The following is an 18294-nucleotide window of genomic DNA, read 5'->3' on the forward strand; positions in this document are numbered from 1 at the left end:
AGGCGGTCACTTCATTTCATTTCATTTGATTCTGTATCGCACTGCGTGCCCTGGCGATCAAGGGCAGGTGCCGATGACGTAGTAGTTCGGACTGGTCTGCTTCAAGGTGTTGTTCACGAAGATGTTCCACAGCCCCATGCTCTGGTTGGAGCCCAGCGCGAAGGTGTAGCCGCCATACACATACGCCCGGCCGGCCATGGTGTGGGCGTAGTTGCTGGCGGTGGTGCAGGTGGCACCGCCGCCGGACGCGGCCAGCGTGGTGCCGGATGCAGCGGTGGATGCCGCACCCTCGGCACCGTTGGCGTCGGCGGCGCGCACCGTCCAGCTGTAGGTGGTGGAGGCGGCCAGGCCGGTGTCGGTGTAGCTCGTGCCGCTCACCGGCAGCGCGTTGACCTTGTTCGCATTGCGGTAGACGTTGTAGCTGGCCGCGCCCGAGACAGCGCTCCAGCCCACCACCATGGAGTTGGCCGTGGCGCCCGAGGTGCTCACGCCCGTGGGGGCGGGCAAGGCCGGGTTGGTGGGCGGGTTGGTCGTGCCGCCGCCGCTGGAGACCTGGTCCACCATGGCCTTGATGGCGGCCATCTGCGGGCCGGACTTCTTGGCGTAGTTGGCGTTGTCGTAGCCCCACCAGTCAAAGCAGCTGTTGGTGGCTGCGGTGCTGGTCTGCGGGTAGAGCATCACGATGTTGTTGGTCTCGGCCCAGCGGTTGTAGCCGGTGTTGCGCACGTACTGCTGCTGCACGTCGCTGATGTTCTGCTTGCAGCCGTGCAGCACCACGTGCAGCTTGCAGGTGGCGGTGCCGCCCGCCTGGCAGGCCTGCGGAATGTAGGCCCAGCCGGTGGTGGCCATGCCGTGGTTGGTGATGAACTGGTTCTGGTTGAACTCGACGTAGTTGCCCGTGGGCAGCGCAGCAGTGCTGCGCGGGCTCAACGTGCCGTACAGGTGCTGCAGCATGGCGCCGGCCAGGTCGAAGTTGCAGTCGCTGATGTAGGGCGCGCCCTTGGTGGAGCAGCCGTTGCCGTAGTCGTCGGTGACCATGGCGTGTTCGGCCGCGATGTCCTTCTTGTAGACCACGTTGGCCGCGGGCACGAAGCTGTTGTAGTAGGTGCGCAGTGCGTCCATCACGCCGGTCTTGACCACGCTGTCGAGCGTGCCCGAGAACAGGTAGACCTTGGAGTTCTGCAGGTTGGCCACCGGGTCGATCAGGCCCTGGCTGGCCCAGGTGTTGGTGGTGCTCACCAGCGTGCTGGTGGGGATGCTGGCGGGGCTGGCCATGCAGCGCCCGGTGGCGTTGATGATGGAGCCTTCGGCGCAGTAGAACGGCCCGCCGGCGACCACGCCCGCGCCCTTGGCAAAGGTGGCCGAGTACGCCACGTGCAGCTGCACGGCCATGAAGCCGCCGGCCGACAGGCCCGACACGGTGGTCTGTGTCTTGTCGATCTTGAGTGCGGGGAGGTTGACGGCAGCGTGAGCGCCGCCTGATGCGCACAGTGCCAAAGCAGCCCCTGCTGCAGCCGCCCGGATGAAATTGAAAGCCATGTTGTCTTGTCTCCAAATAATTTTGAGAAAGTCTGACCCAGCCTCCGTGTAGACCCGGAGGTTCATGCATCAATCCACTGGAAAAAAAGGGGCGGCCGCCCCCGCGAGGATGGATCCCCGCCGGACTGAACGGACGTCAGCCAGCGGGGCCACGCAAACCGTTCATCGCTTGTTGCGAATCGGCACTTGCATCTCTTCAGGCTTGATCTCGCGCACCAGCTCGGGCACGCCCCAGGCGAAGGCCGGGTCCACTTTGATCTTGAAGTGGTACATGCTCTGCATGGCCTGGTGGTCTTCCTTGCGGAAGGTCATCTTGCCCTTGGGGGTCTCAAAACTCATGCCTTCCATGGTCTTGATGAGCTTGTTGGTGTTGGTGTCGCCCCCCGTGGCCTTGAGCGCGGTGACCAGCGCCATGGCCGAGCTGAAGCCGCCGGCGGTGAAGAAGTCCGGCGGGGTCTTGAACTCCTTGTAGTGCGCGGCCACCATGGCTTCGTTCACCGGGTTCTTGGGGATGCCGAAGTAGTAGTAGGTGGCGCCTTCCATGCCGGGGAAGTTCTTGTAGCTGGCCATGGCCGGCAAGATGTTGCCGCCCGTGGCGATCTCGATGCCGTAGCGCTTCAAGTCCAGGTCGGCGATCTTGAACGGGTTGCCGGCGCCGGCCCAGACGATCCAGATGATCTTGCGGCCGGGCTGGTCTTTGAGCTTGTCGATCAGGCGCTGGGCACCGGCGGTGAAGTCGGTGGTGGCGGCGGGCAGGTATTCCTCGTGCGAGAGCTTGGCCTTCTTGATGGAGTCCTTGAAGGCCTTGACGCCGTCGCGGCCGAAGGCGTTGTCCTGGGCCAGCGTGGCCACCGTCACGCCTTCCTTGTCGATCGCCACGGCGTTGGAGATGGCGTCCTGGCTGCTGTTGCGGCCGGTGCGGAAGATGTACTTGTTCCACTTGTCGCCGGTGATCGAGTCGGCCACGGCGGGCTCGACCAGCAGGATCTTCTTGTACTCCTCGGCCACGGGCAGCAGTGCCAGCGCAACGCCGGACGAGGTGGGGCCCACGGCGATGTCGGCCTTGTCGTCGGAGTACGCGGTGGCCAGCAGGCTCTTGCCCAGGTCGGGCTTGCCCTGGTCGTCCTTTTCGATGACGACGAGCTTCTTGCCATTGACGGTCATGGTGCCGCCGGTGGCGTAGTTCAGGCCCATGATCAGGCCGGTCTGGGTCTGCTTGCCATAGGCCTCCAGCGGGCCGGTCTTGCTGTAGATGTGGGCGATGCGGATCTCGCCGGACGACTGGGCGAACGCGGGGGCGGACAGCGTGGCGGCTGCGGTGACTGCTGCGGCAGCGAGGGCGACCAGGGTGCGACGGTGCATGGCGATGTCTCCTTTGTGTTGATGCCTGAACATTGCACAGTTCGTGCCAAGGTGCAAGCTGTTGATTTTCAAAGAAATTTTCTGAGTACCGCCAAGCCTATGCCTGAAATCAATACAGTCAAATTGCCTGAATTTCAGACATTTGCCTGAAATTTATTCAGGGTTTTCCAGACGTCCATAGAGCGTGGCGCGCGAGATGCCCAGCTGCCGTGCGGTGGCCAGCTTGTTGCCGCCATGGGCCTTCATGGCGGCGTGGATGGCGCGCTGCTCCAGCTCGGCTACCTGCTCGGCCAGGGGGCGCAGGTAGCGCGATTCATCCTCGGCCTCCACCACCACGGCGGTGGTGTCCTGCACGGGTGCTGCGGGCTCCACGCCGGCCTCGCGCAGCACGCGCTCGAGCTGTGCGGCATCGATGGACTGCGAGTCCGAGCGCATCACCGCCTGCTCCAGCACATTGCGCAGCTCGCGGATGTTGCCGCGCCAGGGCTGGCCGGCCAGCAGGGCCAGCGCGTCGGGCAGCAGCTCGGGCGGGGGCGTGCCGTTGCGCAGCGCCAGGTCTTCGCCCAGGGCTTCGACCAGCGCGGGGATGTCGCTGCGCCGCACCCTGAGCGGCGGCACGCGCACCGGCAGCACGTGCAGGCGGTAGAACAGGTCTTCGCGGAACTTGCCTTCGCGCACCAGTGCGGCCAGGTCGCGCGACGTGGCGGCCAGGATGCGCACGTTGAAGGGCACGAGCTTGTTGGAGCCCAGGGGTTCGATCTCGCCTTCCTGCAGCGCCCGCAGCAGCTTGGCCTGCAGGCTTTGCGGCATGTCGCCGATCTCGTCGAGGAACAGCGTGCCACCATCGGCCAGCTTGAACTTGCCGTCGCGGCCCTTGCGGTCGGCGCCGGTGTAGGCGCCGGGGGCCACGCCGAAGAACTCGGCCTCCAGCAGGGTGTCGGGCACGGCGGCGATGTTGACGCTGACGAAGGGGCCGCCCGCGCGGCTGGACGCCGCGTGGATGGCGTGGGCCAACAGCTCTTTGCCGGTGCCCGTCTCGCCCAGCAGCAGCACGGGGCTTTGCGACTGCGCCGCGCGCCGCGCCTGGCGCTTGACCTCGGCGGCGGCGGGGCTCGATCCGATGAAGCTGGCAAAGGTGTACTTGGAGCGCCGCTCGCCATCGCCCGCCACGGCCAGGCTGCGCCGGCGCTGGCTGGCCAGCTCGCGCCGCGCGTCGTCCAGGTCGCGCTGCAGCAAAGCGAACTTGCTGATCAGCGGCTGCAGCGTGGTCTCGGGGTGGTCGAACAGCACGATGCCGATGGCGCCGATCACGCGGTCGGCGTCGTCGCGCAGCGGGATGCGGCTGACGACGAAGGTGCCGGCCTTGTTGGTCAGCAGGTCGATCAGCACGGGCTGGCCGGTCTCCAGCACGCGGCGCATCTGGGTGTTGGGGATCACCTCTTCGACCGTGCGGCCGACGAACTGGTCGACCGACGAGAACCCCAGGTCGGGCAGAAAGCGCTGGTACCCCTCGTTGACCCACACGATGCGCCCGCTGCGGTCCACCAGGAACATGCCCTGGCTGACGCTGGAGAACAGCTGGAACATGGAGCGCGCCGCCAGTTCCAGAATGCCCTGGGCGTCCAGCGGCAGGGCGGGGGCGTCATCGGTGAGCAAAGACATCCGCGGATGGTAGCGCGGCGGCGCTGGGCGGGGCCGCACCACCGCGGCGGCGGGTGCAGGTACTGCAAGCACCATTTGCTATACAAAATATAGCTGCTGGCGCTTTACCATCCAGCGCTAGGTGGCATTTTCATTCAAAAGTGCAGATGCCTCGATGCCTCCGTCCACCCCCGCCGGATACTGCGACCGCGTCATCCGCAGCACCACCATGGGCTGGATCGCCGCGAGCACCTCAGCCTCGCGCACGGCCAGGGGTTGGTCTACCAGGATGCAGGGCTTGCCGGTGCGGCGGCAGTGGTCCTGCACGCGCCAGTACTGGTCGTGGCTGATGCAGCCGGTCTGGCAGATCACCAGGTCGGCGGCGGCCAGGTTGGCATCCAGGGCCATGTGTTCTGCCGCCTCGACATCGTTGCGCACCATGGCATGGGGCCGGGGCTGAAAGGCCTGCGCCGCAGGCGGGAGCGGTGCGGCAGGCAGCGGTGCCGAAACATGCGCTGCGGCAGTGGCTGGCGGATGAATCAGCCCTGCCCTGTCAGCCCCTCCCAGCCCTTCCTGCACCGCCGCGCGCGCGCCTTGCGACGCTGCCTGGCGCCAGCGCAGGCACTCGCGCGACAAGGCGGTGATGCGCTCTGCCAGTTGGCCTATGTGCCGCGCCATGGCCTTGCGGCGGGGCAGCCCGGGGTGCGCAGCTTGCAGCTGCTCCAGCTCGTCCCGGGCAATGGCCAGGCGCGTGTCGCGCAGCACGACCGCCCCGCGCAGGCGCACCACCTCGGCGGTCAAGGCATCGATCTGCGCAGCCTGCATGGCGATGGCGGCGCTGCAGCGCTGTTGTGCGTCGCCCAGCTGGCGGCACAGCGCCAGAAACTCCTGCGGAAGTGAATGCATGCACCACCCTTGCAAATAAGAACTATTCGCATTTTATGATAGAATCATGCCTCGTTGAGCAAGCCGCCTGGTGGGGAGGGCATGGAAGGACGTCAGGGCCTTCGGTGTCTGGCTTGCGATGACTTTGCTGCTGACCCATAAAAAAACCGCGCTGGGAGGCGCGGTTTTTTTGTTGGTGCAGACAGCCGGTCGGGTCTGGGTCTAACCCTGCGCGAGTGCCAGCTTGCGGGCAGCCCAGCGGCGTGCCAGGCGGGGCAGGATCAGCACGGCCACGACGATGATCATCAGCGTCAGCGAACCGGGGCGCTCGAAGAAGATGGTCCACTTGCCTTCGCCGATGGCGACCGCATTGCGCATCTGCGCTTCGGCCAGCGGGCCGAGGATCATGCCCACCACCACAGGCGCTGCGGGGAAGTCGAAGCGGCGCATCACCACGCCCAAGAGGCCGATGGCGTACAGCAGCACCAGGTCGAATGCGCTCTGGCGCATGCCGTACACACCCAGGGTCGCAAATACCAGGATGCCCGCGTACAGGTACGACTTGGGGATCTTGAGCAGCTTGACCCACAGGCCCACCAGCGGCAGGTTCAGGATCAGCAGCATGACGTTGCCGATGTACATCGACGCGATCAGCGCCCACACCAGTGCGCCGTTGCTGGTAAACAGCTGCGGGCCGGGCTGGATGCCGTAGTTCTGGAACGCGCCCAGCAAAATCGCCGTGGTGTTCGACGTGGGAATGCCCAGCGTGAGCAGCGGGATCAGCGTGGCCGTGATGGCTGCGTTGTTGGCGGCCTCGGGGCCGGCCACGCCTTCGATGGCGCCGGTCGTGCCGAACTCTTCCTTGTGCTTGCTCAGCTTCTTCTCGGCCGCGTAGCTCAGGAAGGTCGGGATCTCGCTGCCGCCGGCCGGCACGGTGCCGAACGGGAAGCCGATGGCCGTGGCGCGCAGCCACGCGGGCCAGGAGCGGCGCCATTCCTGCTTGGTCATGTGCGTGCTGGTCAGCTTGTTCTGCGTCTCTTCGGTCTTGCCTTCGTACATCACGTTGTACAGGGCTTCGCCCACGGCGAACAGGCCCACCGCGATCAGCACCACCTCGATGCCGTCCATCAGCTCGGGCACACCGGCGGTGTAGCGGGCTTGCGCGGTCAGCTGGTCGATACCGATCAGGCCCAGGGCCAGGCCGACGAACAGCGCCACCATGCCGCGCAGCGTGCTCTTGCCCAGCACCGCGCTCACGGTGGTGAAGGCCAGCACCATGAGCATGAAGTACTCGGGCGGGCCCAGGCGCACGGCGTATTCGGCCACCACGGGGGCGAAGAAGGTCACGAGCACGGTGGCGATGGTGCCCGCCACGAACGAGCCCATGGCCGCCGTGGCCAGCGCCGCACCGGCGCGGCCGTTCTTGGCCATCTTGTTGCCCTCCATGGCCGTCACCATGGACCCGGCCTCACCAGGCGTGTTGAGCAGGATGGAGGTGGTCGAGCCACCGTACATGGCGCCGTAGTAGATGCCCGCAAAGAAGATCATCGATGCGGTGGCTTCCACCTTGACGGTGATGGGCAGCAGCATGGCCACGGCCACTGCGGGGCCGATGCCGGGCAGCACGCCCACGGCGGTGCCGATGACACAGCCCACGAAGGCCCACATCAGGTTGATGGGAGTGGCTGCAGTGATGAAGCCCTGCAGCAGAAGGTTCCAGGTATCCATGGTGTGCGGGCTTTACAGCCATCCCGTGTTCGTGAGGCCGGGCAGATTGATCGCCAGCAGTTGGGTAAACATCCAGAACACCGGCGCGGCCACGGCCACACCGATGAAGAGGTCCTTGATCCAGGCCTTGGCGCCCAGATCGAGCCTGCCCTCGGAGCTCTTGAAGCCCCGCACCGCGAGCACGAAGCACAGCGCACAGCTCAGGATGAAGCCGATGGTGGTGATCAGCAGCGCATTGAGCAACAGGCCTGCGGACACCCAGACGAAGCCCTTCCAGTGGGCCTGCTCGTCGCCAGACGCTTCTTCCAGGTCACGAAAGCCGCCCGTGCGGGCCTGCAGGATGGAAAGTGCACCGCAGAACACGAGCACGATGGCGACTACCCAAGGGAAGAAATTGGGGCCCACGCCGCCATAGCCCGCCTCGGAGCTGATGGAGGTGGCGCCCCAGGCCAAGAGGCAGCCCAGCACCAGAACGCCGGCACCGACCACGGTCTGCAAGCCCGTGGAGCGAGAGGAATGTTGTTGTGTCATGTTTTTATTCCGCGAAAACAACGACAGGGCTGCATGGAGCCCTGAATGGCGCGCTGCCCGGTGCGGCGGCGCAGCGCAGTGCGCGCGCCGCCCCCGGGCGTGCAGCCGGTCAGATCATTCCGGACTTGGCCATCGTGGCGCGCAGGCTGGCGAACTCGGCATCCACGAAGTTGGCGAAATCGTCGCCCGCCAGCCAAGCCGGCGTCCAGCCGTTCTTTTCCATGGCGTCCTGCCAGGACTTGTGCTTGTAGGTCTTGGACAGCGCGTCGACCAGTTCCTTGCGCTGCTCGGCGGTGATGCCGGCTGCGCCGTACACGCCGCGCCAGTTGCCGATCTCCACATTGATGCCCTGCTCCTTGAGCGTGGGCACGTTCACGCCCTTCAGGCGCGTGGCAGAGGTCACGCCCACGGCGCGCATCTTGCCGGCGGTGATGTATTCGGCGAACTCGCTGTAGCCGCTGCCGCCCACGGTGACGTTGCCGCCCAGGATGGCCGCAGTGGCTTCACCGCCCCCACGGAAGGCCACGTAGTTGATCTTGGCAGGGTCCACGCCCACTTCGCGGGCGATCATGGCCGCTGCGATGTGCTCGGTGGATCCGCGGGAGCCGCCGCCCCACTTCACGCTGCCGGGGTCCTTCTTGAGCTGGTCGACCACGTCCTTCATCGACTTGAAGGGCGAGTTGGCAGGCAGCACGAACACGTTGTATTCGCTGCTCAGGCGCACCAGGGGGGTCACCTTGTCCAGGCCGACCGGTGGCTTGCCGGTGATGATGCCGCCGAGCATCACGGCGCCCATGGTCATCAGCGCGTTGGGGTCGCCCTTGCTGGCGTTGGCGAACTGGGCCAGGCCGATGGCGCCGGCAGCGCCGCCCTTGTTGTCATAAGTGACCGAGCTGGCCACGCCGGCATCCTGCATGGCCTTGCCCAGGGCACGGCCCGTGGTGTCCCAGCCACCACCAGGGTTGGCAGGAATCATCATCTTGATGGCTGCCGCAGCATGGGCAGACAGCGGCAAGGCACCCACGGCTGCCATGGCGGCCAGGGACTTGAGGAAGGTATCGCGACGCATCAGCTCTCCTTATGGTTTGTCGAACCTTTCGATGATGCGCGCCCTGCCTGTCAAACGGCTGTCCAAACGCTTAGGGAAAACCCCCTGAGGCGCTGCGCGCCTTCCCCCTGAAGGGGGACGCACCCCGTGGCCTGGCATTAGGGCGCGCCGGTGTCGCAGCGGGGGTGTCGGCAGATAGACTCTGTGAAGGGCCCGAAATGCCTTTTTGCAAATCTGGCTGGATGCATACAGCCTGCCCGTCACAGTGATATGGTCCCGCGCATGAAATTGCTGCTCGTAGAAGACGACCCCACCATGCAGGCCACGCTGCACCGGGCCCTGACCCGGCGCGGTATGGAGGTGACGCCCGTGGGCGATGGGCGGGCTGCGCTGGCGCAGTGGGCCGCGCAGCCGCCGGACGCGGTGGTTCTGGACCTGACCCTGCCGGGGCTCGACGGCCTGCAGGTGCTGCAGCAGGCGCGCACGCGCGGGCTGCGCACGCCGGTGATCATCCTCACCGCCCGTGGCACGGTGGGCGACCGCATCATGGGGCTGAACTCGGGTGCGGACGACTACCTGCCCAAGCCTTTTGACCTGGACGAACTCGAGGCCCGGCTGCGGGCCCTGGTGCGGCGCAGCGCGGACCCGGTGGCCAACACCGCCCTGCCCCCGAGCATCCTGCAGATCGGAGCCATCCGCTACGACACGAACAGCGGCGCCATCTACCTGAACGGCGAGGTCATGGAACTCACCCCGCGCGAGCTGGCCCTGATGCACGCGCTGCTGGCCCAGCCCGGCCACGCGGTGACGAAAGAGCGGCTGTATGAGCTGGTCTTTCCCGGCCAGCTCGACGTGCAGTACGAGGCCATCGAAGTGGTGGTCTACCGGCTGCGCAAGAAGCTGGTGGGCACGGGCCTGACGCTGATGACGCTGCGCGGCCTGGGCTACCTGCTGCGGACGGACGCATGACGGACCGCGAGGCACCCACCGCCACGGCCCGCACGCCCCGGGAGCCTCGACCGCATTCGCTGCGCCGGCGCCTGCTGCTGGGCATTCTGGTGCCGGTGGCGGTGTTCATCACCTACAACACCTACAGCCTGTACCACCAGACCCTGGCCTCGCTGCACACCGCCTACGACCGGACCTTGCTGGCGTCGGCCAAGAGCATCAGCGAGCAACTGGACGTGACGGGCTACGACGACAACGCCCACCTGCGTGCCACCGTGCCCTACTCGGCGCTGGAAGCGTTCGAGGCAGACAACCAGAGCCGCATGTACTACCGCGTCTCCAACCTCAAAGGCGAGGTGATCTCGGGGTTTGACGAACTGCCGCTGTGGCGCGGCACCATCCCTACCCGCCCGCCCTATGCCGCGCTGGTCGATTTTTATGACGACACCTTTCGCGGCCTGCCGGTGCGCGTGGCCGTGCTGCTGCAGCCGGTGGCCAGCTCCAGCGGGCGCGCCATGGCCGTGATCCAGGTGGCAGAAACGCTGGAGGTGCGCGAGACCCTGGCGCTGCAGATCCTGCGCAACACCCTGCTGCGCCAGGCGCTGCTGATCGCCGTGGTGGCCTTGACCGTGGCACTGGTCGTGCAGCGCGCCACCAACCCGGTGCGCCAGCTCAGCCACCAGCTTCAGGCCCGCAGGGAGGGCGACCTGAGCCCCATCGCCGCCCCGTCCGCCCCGCGTGAGCTGCAGCCGCTGATCGACGCCACCAACCAAGTCATGCAGCGCCTGCGCCACCTGCTGCGGCACCAAAAGCGCTTTGTGCGCGATGCGTCGCACCAACTGCGCACGCCGCTGGCCGTGCTGAAGACGCAGGTGCAATCGGCACTGCGCGGCGACGTGGAGCCCCGCCAGGCGCTGCAGGAGATCAGCGACACCGTAGACCGCGCCACGCAGCTGGCCAACCAGATGCTGGCTCTGGCCAAGGTGGAGCAACTGCGCCAGCAAAGCGCGCCGCCCATCACGCGCATGGACGAGATACTGCGCACGGTCGCGCTGGAAATTTCTCCGCTGATCGCCCAGCGCGACCTGGACTTCGGCATACACACCGAAGTGGCGCCGGTGCAGGCGCACGAATGGATGCTGCGCGAGCTCAGCCGCAACCTGCTGCACAACGCGGTGCGCCACGCGCCGCTGGGCAGCGAGCTGACGGTGGATTTGCGCACCGATGGCCGCCATGTGGCGCTCACGGTGAGCGACCACGGCAGCGGCATCGACGACGAGCTGGCAGCGCGCCTGTTCCAGCCCTTCTCTGCCGGCGACGTGCGCACCGGCAGCGGCCTGGGCTTGGCGATCTGCCACGAAATCGTGCACGCGCTCGGTGGCAGCATCGTGCTGACCAACCGCATGGCCGGCAGCCGCGTAGCAGGCTTGGACGCCGTGGTGCGCCTACCCCTGTCACAAACCTCGACTGACAATGCTGACGCCGCACTCGCGGCACAATCTGCTGCATGACTACCACGCTGGAGACAATGCGCCTGGACAAGTGGCTCTGGTGCGCCCGTTTTTACAAGACCCGCGGCCTGGCCACGGAAGAGATATCCAAAGGCCGCGTCACCGTCAACGGCCAGGCGGCCAAGCCGGCCCGCGACCTGCGCTGCGGGGATACCGTGGCCCTGCGCCAGGGCCCCGTGGCCCGTAGCGTCGTGGTGCGCGGCCTGAGCGGCTACCGCGGCCCTGCCCCCGTAGCCCAACAGCTGTACGAAGAAACGCCGGACAGCACCGCCGCCCGCGAGCAATTGGCCGAACAACGCCGGCTGGCCCCGGAGCCATCTGCCACCCTGCAAGAAGGCCGCCCCACCAAACGCGACCGCCGCGAGATTGCTCGCGTCGGGGCTCGGGGCTGGGGTGATCGGTGGAGTGCTTCTATCGAAGAGTGATGGCTGAGGCCTAATGCGGCCTCTTCTTTTTCCAACGTTTTTGCAGCGTGATGATTACCATTGACGGCCATTCGAGCATCTGGGCTCGATGGGCGGAGGGGCGACTACACGCCTTCGAACATCGAGCATTCCCAGGCGCAAACAACAAAGCCCTGCACATTGTCTGATACAGGGCTTTTGGTCATCCTTCGGGGCTGAACCCCGAAAGTATGCAGGTCAACTCAAGGTTACTTTGCAGCGTCCTTGATGGCTTCCTTGGCGTCGCCGTAGTTCTTTTGAACGTTGCCTTCAACTTGCTTGGCGGCACCCTTGGCTTGCTGCTCAGGGCTGTTGATCACTTCGCCGGTCTTTTCTTGAACCTTACCAGCAACTTCTTTCAGAGCGCCCTTGACTTGATCGGTATTCATGGTGATTCCTCCGTTAGGTTTTATGCAAGCAATATGGCTTTGCATGACCGATAGGTTAGGCGCCGATGAGTTGGCCGAGCGCGGGTAAAAGCCGTTGCGTGGCGTCGGCTGGAGCCTACAGGACAGGTACATCCCCGACCTTGCTGAAATCCGTGTGTTTTAAGCAGGCACGGGCACGCCGTAATCCGCTCGCTGCTGGCTGCTTCGGCAATCCACTGCATTAGCTTGGAGATTCGCTGCCACACGCCACATTGCCTGATTGAGTGGCCCCGAGAATCCAATCCTCGCGGCTGCGGGCGCGATGGGATTCGTCCGACGGCCACTCTCCACTCTCAGATCATCTCGCGAACACGCATACCGAACTCATCGATCGAAAAGGGTTTTGTCATCACCGCCATGCCAGGCTCCAGGTGCCCGCTTCCAACGAGCGCGTTCTCGGCATAGCCCGTGACGAACAAGATTTTTAGCCGTGGACGCACCGTGCGGGCTGCATCGGCGAGTTGACGACCGTTCATGCCGCCGGGCAATCCCACGTCGGTGACCAACAGATCGATGACGGAATCGGACTGCAGCACCCGCAGTCCCGTACTTCCATCGACGGCTTCCAGCACGGTGTAACCCTGTTGCTGAAGCACCTCGCTCATCAGCATGCGCACGGCGGATTCATCGTCCACGACCAGCACCGTTCCGTTCTGCGAGCTCAGTGGCACGAACTGCTTGTCCGATGGCAGGCTATTGTCTTGCGTGCCGGTGTGGCGCGGCAGGTAGATGCACATCGTGGTGCCAACGCCCACCTCCGAATGGATGCGTACCTGCCCACCCGACTGCTGGGCAAAGCCGTAGATCATGGACAGACCGAGGCCAGTACCCTGGCCCATGGGCTTGGTGGTGAAAAAGGGATCGAATGCCTTGGCCTGCACTTCCGGCGTCATGCCAGCGCCGGTGTCCGTCACGCTCAGCGTCACGTACTGTCCAGCGGCCAGGCCTTGCGCTCGCGCCGCCTGCGCATCCATCCAGACGTTCGCGGTTTCCATGGTGATGCGGCCGCCATGCGGCATGGCGTCGCGCGCATTGATGCACAGGTTGAGCAGCGCACTTTCGAGCTGCGGTGCATCAACCAGGGTGGCCCAAAGGTTGGCCGCTCCGATCGTCTCGATGTGGATGGCGGGTCCCACCGTGCGGCGGATCAGCTCTTCCATGCCAGCGACCAGTTGGTTGACATCCACGGCCTTGGGGTCCAACGTCTGGCGACGGGAAAATGCCAGCAATCGATGGGTCAATGCGGCTGCGCGGCGCGCAGCCCCCTGGGCCACCGTCACATAGCGATTGATTTCCGTGGTCCGGCCTTGTGCAATCTGCCGCTGCATCAACTCCAGGGAGCCCGTGATGGCTGTCAACAGGTTGTTGAAATCGTGGGCCAGACCTCCCGTCAGCTGCCCCACTGCCTCCATCTTCTGGGCCTGCCGCAAAGCATCCTCGGTGGCCATCAACTCGCGCACTGTGCTGTTCACCCTCTGCGCCAGGTTCTGGTTGGCTTCGGCCAAGGCGCGCTGAGCCTTGACCTGTTCGGTGACGTCGTAGCCGCCGACAAAAATGCCGGTGACGGCGCCACGGGGGTCACGGACAGGCTCATACCGCAAGTCGATGTAGCGGTCTGCTTCATCTGCGGCCCGATTGTCGAGGTGGATCGGCGTGGCCTGGGCAGAATAGGATTCTCCCGTGGCATAGACCTTGTCCAGCAATTCGTAGAACCCTTGGTTCTGCAGTTCCGGAAACACCTCGCGCACCGTACGGCCGAGGAAATCGCGGGCTCCGGATATCTCGACATAGGCATCGTTGACGTACTCGAACCTGTGCTCCGGCCCAGACAGAATGCTGACGAATCCAGGCATCTGCTGCAGGGTCTGGCGCTGACGCTCGGTACTTTCGCGCAGGGCCGTGTCCGCCAGGACTTTGGCCGTGGTTTCGTTGGTGAAGATGAAAAGTCCCGCCACCTCACCATCGGCGCCCAAAATGCGCGAGTACGAAAACGTCCACCAGGTGTCCGCCATGCCGCGGTCTGTGGACAGCTTCCAGTGCAGATCATTGAAGCGCTGGCTCCTGCCGGCCATCGCCTCGGCAATGATCGGATGGGCCTGCTCGAGCGCATCCGACCAGACCTCATCGAACAAGGCACCCATGGCCCAGTCCACCCGGGGACCGAGCAATGGAATGTAGGTCTCGTTGAAGAAAAAGTGCAGCTGGGGACCCCAGCACAGGATCATGGACTCGGGAGAGTTGAGCACCAGACTGAGCGCTACTTTGAGTCCCTCGGGCCATTGTTCCGGCTGCCCCAAAGGATGCCCTGACCAATCACGGCGGAGAATCAGTTCCGTGGCACGACCGCCACCGGATAGAAAGGGAATGGGAGCATCGTGGCGCATACCTGATTTTAGGCGGCGGTGTACTGCCCCACTTGCCACCACGAGGGCCACGCCAATCAGCCTGCGCGTGACACCAAAGTGGATGAAAACATCTCCAGGAAAGCAGCTGTGCAATCGATTGCGGCACACCTGAAAACTCTACCGGGTCATTTTTGGGCGAATGTCTGAGCGGGAAAACACCCCGCTAAAGAAAAAAGCCTAAGTGAGTCAATCACTTAGGCTTTATCTTGGCGGAAACGGAGGGATTCGAACCCTCGATGAGGCTCTACACCCCATACTCCCTTAGCAGGGGAGCACCTTCGGCCACTCGGTCACGTTTCCAATCCCACTATTATGCCTCATTTCGGAGGCGGTTCTGGCGGATCAGGCGGCGTGCTGAGGCTGCGCGAATGCCTCGTGCAGGCTGCGCACTGCCAGCTCCACGTATTTCTCGTCGATCACGACCGAGGCCTCGTGATGTTGGAGGGGGAGATCATCTGGATGATGATGCGTGCTGCCCTCAGCACGCCGAACATCTCGGCGGCCACGCCCACGTGGTTGCGCAGCAGAGCCCATCGAGGTGCGGCCGTGTGGTGAACGATCAAATGCCGTTGGTTTGGACAGATTAGCGGACCAACACCTGGGGACTGCACCAATCGAGGTGGGCACCGTTTCGCACCACGAAGCCCCGCCCTACCTTGATGTGGATGCGGTGGCCCCGTGTGGTGCAGGCCGCGACCTGGCCCAGCAGCTCGTGGAGCTGCGCCGCGGCGGGAGTGGTCTGGTGGACGGTGCGCAGCCAGTGCCGCAGCACGTTGGCCTGGCGCGCCCGACCCAGGCCCTGCAACAGCTGGATCGAGGGCGGCGTGCCCACCCGTTGCGCATCTTCGAGAGCCAGCTCGTCCAGCAGCTCTGCGGCCTGCGCTGCGTTCGATGCAGACCGCGCGAAGGTGTCGCGAAACGCGGGGAAGGCGACCTCGAGGGCGGGCAGAAGCTGGGCTCGGATGCGGTTGCGGGTAAAGCGCTCATCGGTGTTGGTGGGGTCTTCCACCCAGGTGCGGCCCTGGGCGCGCAACCAGCTGCGGACATCGGCCGCGGACACCTGCAGCAGCGGGCGGTGCCACTGCAGGCCTGACCGCTCCCACTGCGCGGGCATGGCCGCCAGGCCTGCCACGCCGGCACCGCGCGACAGGGCCAGGAGCACGGTCTCGACCTGGTCGTCCGCGTGTTGGGCCAATGCTATGGATTTGATAGCTTCTGGCGCTTGCCTATCCAGCGCTACGGCATCCAAAGCCTTGTACCTGGCCTGTCGGGCCGCGTCTTCCGGGCTTTGGCCGGGCGCGGGCCGCGCATCCAGGCGGCGGATGGCCAACGGCACGTTCAGGTCCTGGCACAGGGCCACGCAGTGGTGCTCGAAGCCGTCGGCGGCTGCCTGCAGGCCATGGTGCACGTGGATGGCCCGCACCTGGCCGGGCCAGCGTCGCGCGCAGGCCAGCAGCAAGGCGGTGGAATCGGCGCCGCCGCTCAGGCCCACGGCCAACGGAAGCGCTGGCGCGAATGCCTGGATAGCGGCGTCGAAAGGTTGTGTCACGCCAGGCCCTCTGACATTGCGGTTGTGACGTGCCCGGCCCGATCAGCACGACACACGCCGACACGACGCACGATGACGCGTTCTATAAGTTCCAAACGACAGCAACCCATTCCCATAGGGGCGAATTATCGCGGCGTCCGCACACACCGCCCCATTGCTGTCCCATCGCTACCCCAGCGCTGCAGCGTCCCGCACTGCAGCCGCATCGGCGACCGCGGCATCCACAGGACGTCAGCCGCGCGACGTTGTCAGGCGCGGCGCGGAGTGCGCCGAATCGGTAGACAGCCGGAAGGTGCCCACCACTTCGGACAGACGCACCGACTGGTCCTTGAGGCTTTGCGCCGCCGCCGCGCTCTGCTCCACCAGCGCGGCGTTCTGCTGCGTCATCTGGTCCAGGTGCGCTACGGCCTGACCGACCTCGCCGATGCTGGTGCTCTGCTCGTTGGTCGACGCGGTGATCTCCGCCATGATGTCCGTGACACGCTGCACCGATGTCACGATGTCGGTCATGGTGGTGCCCGCGTCGTTCACCAGCCGCGAGCCGTTTTCGACCTGCTCGACCGACGTGTTGATCAGCGTCTTGATCTCGCGCGCGGCCTCGGCGCTGCGCTGCGCCAGGCTGCGCACCTCGCCCGCCACCACGGCAAAACCCCGGCCCTGCTCGCCGGCACGCGCGGCCTCGACCGCGGCGTTCAGCGCGAGGATGTTGGTCTGGAAGGCGATGCCGTCGATCACGCCGATGATGTCGTTGATCTTGCGCGAGGCCGCGTTGATCTTGTCCATGGTGGTCACCACGTTGCCCACCACCGCACCGCCATGCTGAGCCACGCTGGACGCCTGGGCGACGAGCTGGTTGGCCTGCCGCGCTGCGTCGGCGTTCTGGCGCACGGTTTCGGTGAGCTGCTGCATCGACGCCGAGGTCTCCTGCAAGCTCGATGCGGTGAGTTCGGTGCGCCCGCTCAGGTCCTGGTTGCCGGTGGCGATCTCTTCGGCCGCCACGCGCACCGACCCGCTGGCCTCGCGGATCTGGCCCAGCACGCCCGAGAGCTTGCCGGCAAAGTTGTTGTAGCTCGATGCGATCTGGGCCAACTCGTCCTCGCCGTGGGTGTCGATGCGGCGCGACAGGTCGCCGTCGCCCTCGCCCACCTCGTGCATGGCGTCCCGCACCTGGGTCAGGCGGCGCAGGCGCTGCGTCAGCACCGCGGCGAGCAGCGCGACCGCAATCGCGAGCACCACGATGCTCGACACGACCGACGTGGTCAGCATGGCGCGGATGGGGGCCAGCGCTTCGCTTTCATCCAGCGCCACGACCAGCATCCAGCTGGTGCCCGCAATGGGCACCACCGTCAGCAGCCGCTGGCGGCCGCCGATCTCGATGCCCAGCAGCTCCCGGCTTTTGGCGGCAGCCTGCAGCTTGTCAGACGTGAGGGCGGGCGCCAGGTCGGTCAGCGGCTTGAGCGTGAGTGCTGCATCAGGGTGGGCAATGATCTTGCCGTCGCTCGACGCCATGAAGCCGAAGCTCTGGGGCGTGGGCCGCACCGACGACACAGTGGCCACGACGGACTCCATCGACACATCGCCCGCAGCCACGCCCTTGAGGGCCGACCCCGCACCCACCGGCGACGCGAAGGTGACGACCAGCTTGCCATCGGATGCGGAGATGTAGGGGGGCGTGATGACCGGGCCGCCAGCCGCTGCGGCCTGCTTGTACCAGGGCCGCGCGGTCGGGTCATAGTCGGCCGGCAGGTTGCGCGTTTCCGAGAAAACGTATTTCTTGTCGGCAAAGCCGAAGTAGAACGTGGAGAACTTGCCTGCGTCGCGCAGCAAAGCCAGTGTCTTGACCGGTTCGGGCTCGTGGAATGCCGCCACGGAGGCGGCGACGATCAACGCCTTGCCGCGCCCCCACTCCTCGATGGTTTCCACATGGCTTTTGGCGGTGGCCAGGCTTTCTTCAATGAGGCTGTCCCGCGCCTGGCTGCGCGCCACCAGAAAATTGGCCACGGTGAGCACCAGCAGTGCCAGCACCAGGCAGGCCGACGACAGTGCAAGAATTTGACCTTTGAGCGACTTGAGCAACGACATGGGGACTCCTGCATCCCCCGACGGCGGAGGGCACAACCATGCTACATCCGGTTGCAACCCCTTCGCCAGCGGTTACACCTGCGCTCTTTACTGCGTTGGGCTCAAACGACAAACGGCCCCGAAGGGCCGTCTTTGTCTTTGTCTTTGTCCATAGATGTAATGCATGCCGGCGTGTCTGACGCCGCGCAATGCTG

14 protein-coding genes, 1 tRNA gene and 1 pseudogene are annotated in these 18294 nt (G+C 65.4%); 3 read left to right on the forward strand and 13 right to left on the reverse strand.

The features are described from left to right. Positions 1–57 precede the first annotated feature (57 nt). From ASF16_RS17090 to ASF16_RS17120, 7 genes are all read right to left on the reverse strand, one after another. Positions 58–1539: a PHB depolymerase family esterase gene (locus ASF16_RS17090; protein ID WP_056169910.1), complete on the reverse strand. Its 1482-nt coding sequence runs from the start codon at positions 1537–1539 to the stop codon at positions 58–60. A gap of 162 nt (positions 1540–1701) precedes the next feature. Further along, positions 1702–2901, reverse strand: a complete 1200-nt coding sequence (locus ASF16_RS17095) for a substrate-binding domain-containing protein (protein ID WP_056169913.1) — start codon at positions 2899–2901, stop codon at positions 1702–1704. 153 nt (positions 2902–3054) lie between these two features. Then, positions 3055–4563, reverse strand: coding sequence for a sigma-54-dependent Fis family transcriptional regulator (locus tag ASF16_RS17100; RefSeq protein ID WP_056170676.1), 1509 nt, complete (start codon positions 4561–4563; stop codon positions 3055–3057). A 117-nt stretch (positions 4564–4680) separates the two neighbouring features. Next, positions 4681–5448, reverse strand: coding sequence for a DUF2325 domain-containing protein (locus ASF16_RS17105; RefSeq protein ID WP_056169916.1), 768 nt, complete (start codon positions 5446–5448; stop codon positions 4681–4683). A 201-nt stretch (positions 5449–5649) separates the two neighbouring features. Continuing rightward, complete coding sequence (locus tag ASF16_RS17110) at positions 5650–7155, reverse strand: tripartite tricarboxylate transporter permease (protein ID WP_056169918.1); 1506 nt, start codon at positions 7153–7155, stop codon at positions 5650–5652. A 12-nt stretch (positions 7156–7167) separates the two neighbouring features. Next, positions 7168–7686 (reverse strand): tripartite tricarboxylate transporter TctB family protein, encoded by a 519-nt coding sequence (locus tag ASF16_RS17115; RefSeq protein WP_056169921.1) that lies wholly within the window; start codon positions 7684–7686, stop codon positions 7168–7170. A gap of 109 nt (positions 7687–7795) precedes the next feature. Continuing rightward, positions 7796–8755, reverse strand: coding sequence for a tripartite tricarboxylate transporter substrate binding protein (locus tag ASF16_RS17120; protein ID WP_056169924.1), 960 nt, complete (start codon positions 8753–8755; stop codon positions 7796–7798). Positions 8756–9004: 249 nt separating this feature from the next. Here ASF16_RS17120 and ASF16_RS17125 point away from each other — a divergent pair, with 249 nt between their 5' ends. The 3 genes from ASF16_RS17125 to ASF16_RS17135 are packed head-to-tail and all read left to right on the forward strand — an operon-like array spanning position 9005 to position 11618. After that, a complete protein-coding gene (locus tag ASF16_RS17125; RefSeq protein WP_056169927.1) occupies positions 9005–9703 on the forward strand; it encodes a response regulator transcription factor in 699 nt (232 codons plus the stop codon). Further along, complete coding sequence (locus ASF16_RS17130) at positions 9700–11193, forward strand: sensor histidine kinase (protein ID WP_056169930.1); 1494 nt, start codon at positions 9700–9702, stop codon at positions 11191–11193. Before ASF16_RS17125 ends, ASF16_RS17130 begins: the two co-directional genes overlap by 4 nt. Next, positions 11190–11618, forward strand: a complete 429-nt coding sequence (locus ASF16_RS17135) for an RNA-binding S4 domain-containing protein (RefSeq protein WP_056169933.1) — start codon at positions 11190–11192, stop codon at positions 11616–11618. The genes ASF16_RS17130 and ASF16_RS17135 overlap by 4 nt, the downstream gene beginning before the upstream one ends. Before the next feature lie 227 nt (positions 11619–11845). Here ASF16_RS17135 and ASF16_RS17140 read toward each other — a convergent pair whose 3' ends face one another. The 6 genes and pseudogenes from ASF16_RS17140 to ASF16_RS17165 form a co-directional block, all read right to left on the reverse strand. Further along, positions 11846–12025 carry a CsbD family protein gene (locus ASF16_RS17140; protein ID WP_056169935.1) on the reverse strand — a complete coding sequence of 60 codons (180 nt, stop codon included), beginning with the start codon at positions 12023–12025 and terminating at the stop codon, positions 11846–11848. A gap of 332 nt (positions 12026–12357) precedes the next feature. Next, the gene (locus tag ASF16_RS17145) at positions 12358–14448 is read right to left on the reverse strand and encodes a PAS domain-containing protein (protein ID WP_056169938.1); all 2091 of its coding nucleotides are present in this window, start codon (positions 14446–14448) and stop codon (positions 12358–12360) included. A 228-nt stretch (positions 14449–14676) separates the two neighbouring features. Continuing rightward, a tRNA-Ser gene (locus ASF16_RS17150) sits at positions 14677–14769 on the reverse strand. 42 nt (positions 14770–14811) lie between these two features. Next, a pseudogene (locus ASF16_RS26855) lies at positions 14812–14993 on the reverse strand (ACT domain-containing protein); the annotation flags it as partial. Positions 14994–15052: 59 nt separating this feature from the next. After that, entirely contained in the window at positions 15053–16018 is a 966-nt protein-coding gene (gene tilS / locus ASF16_RS17160) for a tRNA lysidine(34) synthetase TilS (RefSeq protein ID WP_056169942.1), read from the reverse strand. Positions 16019–16249: 231 nt separating this feature from the next. Next, positions 16250–18100 (reverse strand): methyl-accepting chemotaxis protein, encoded by a 1851-nt coding sequence (locus ASF16_RS17165; RefSeq protein WP_056169945.1) that lies wholly within the window; start codon positions 18098–18100, stop codon positions 16250–16252. Positions 18101–18294: the final 194 nt, after the last annotated feature.

Source organism: Acidovorax sp. Leaf78 (genome assembly GCF_001422735.1).
GTDB lineage: Bacteria > Pseudomonadota > Gammaproteobacteria > Burkholderiales > Burkholderiaceae_C > Acidovorax.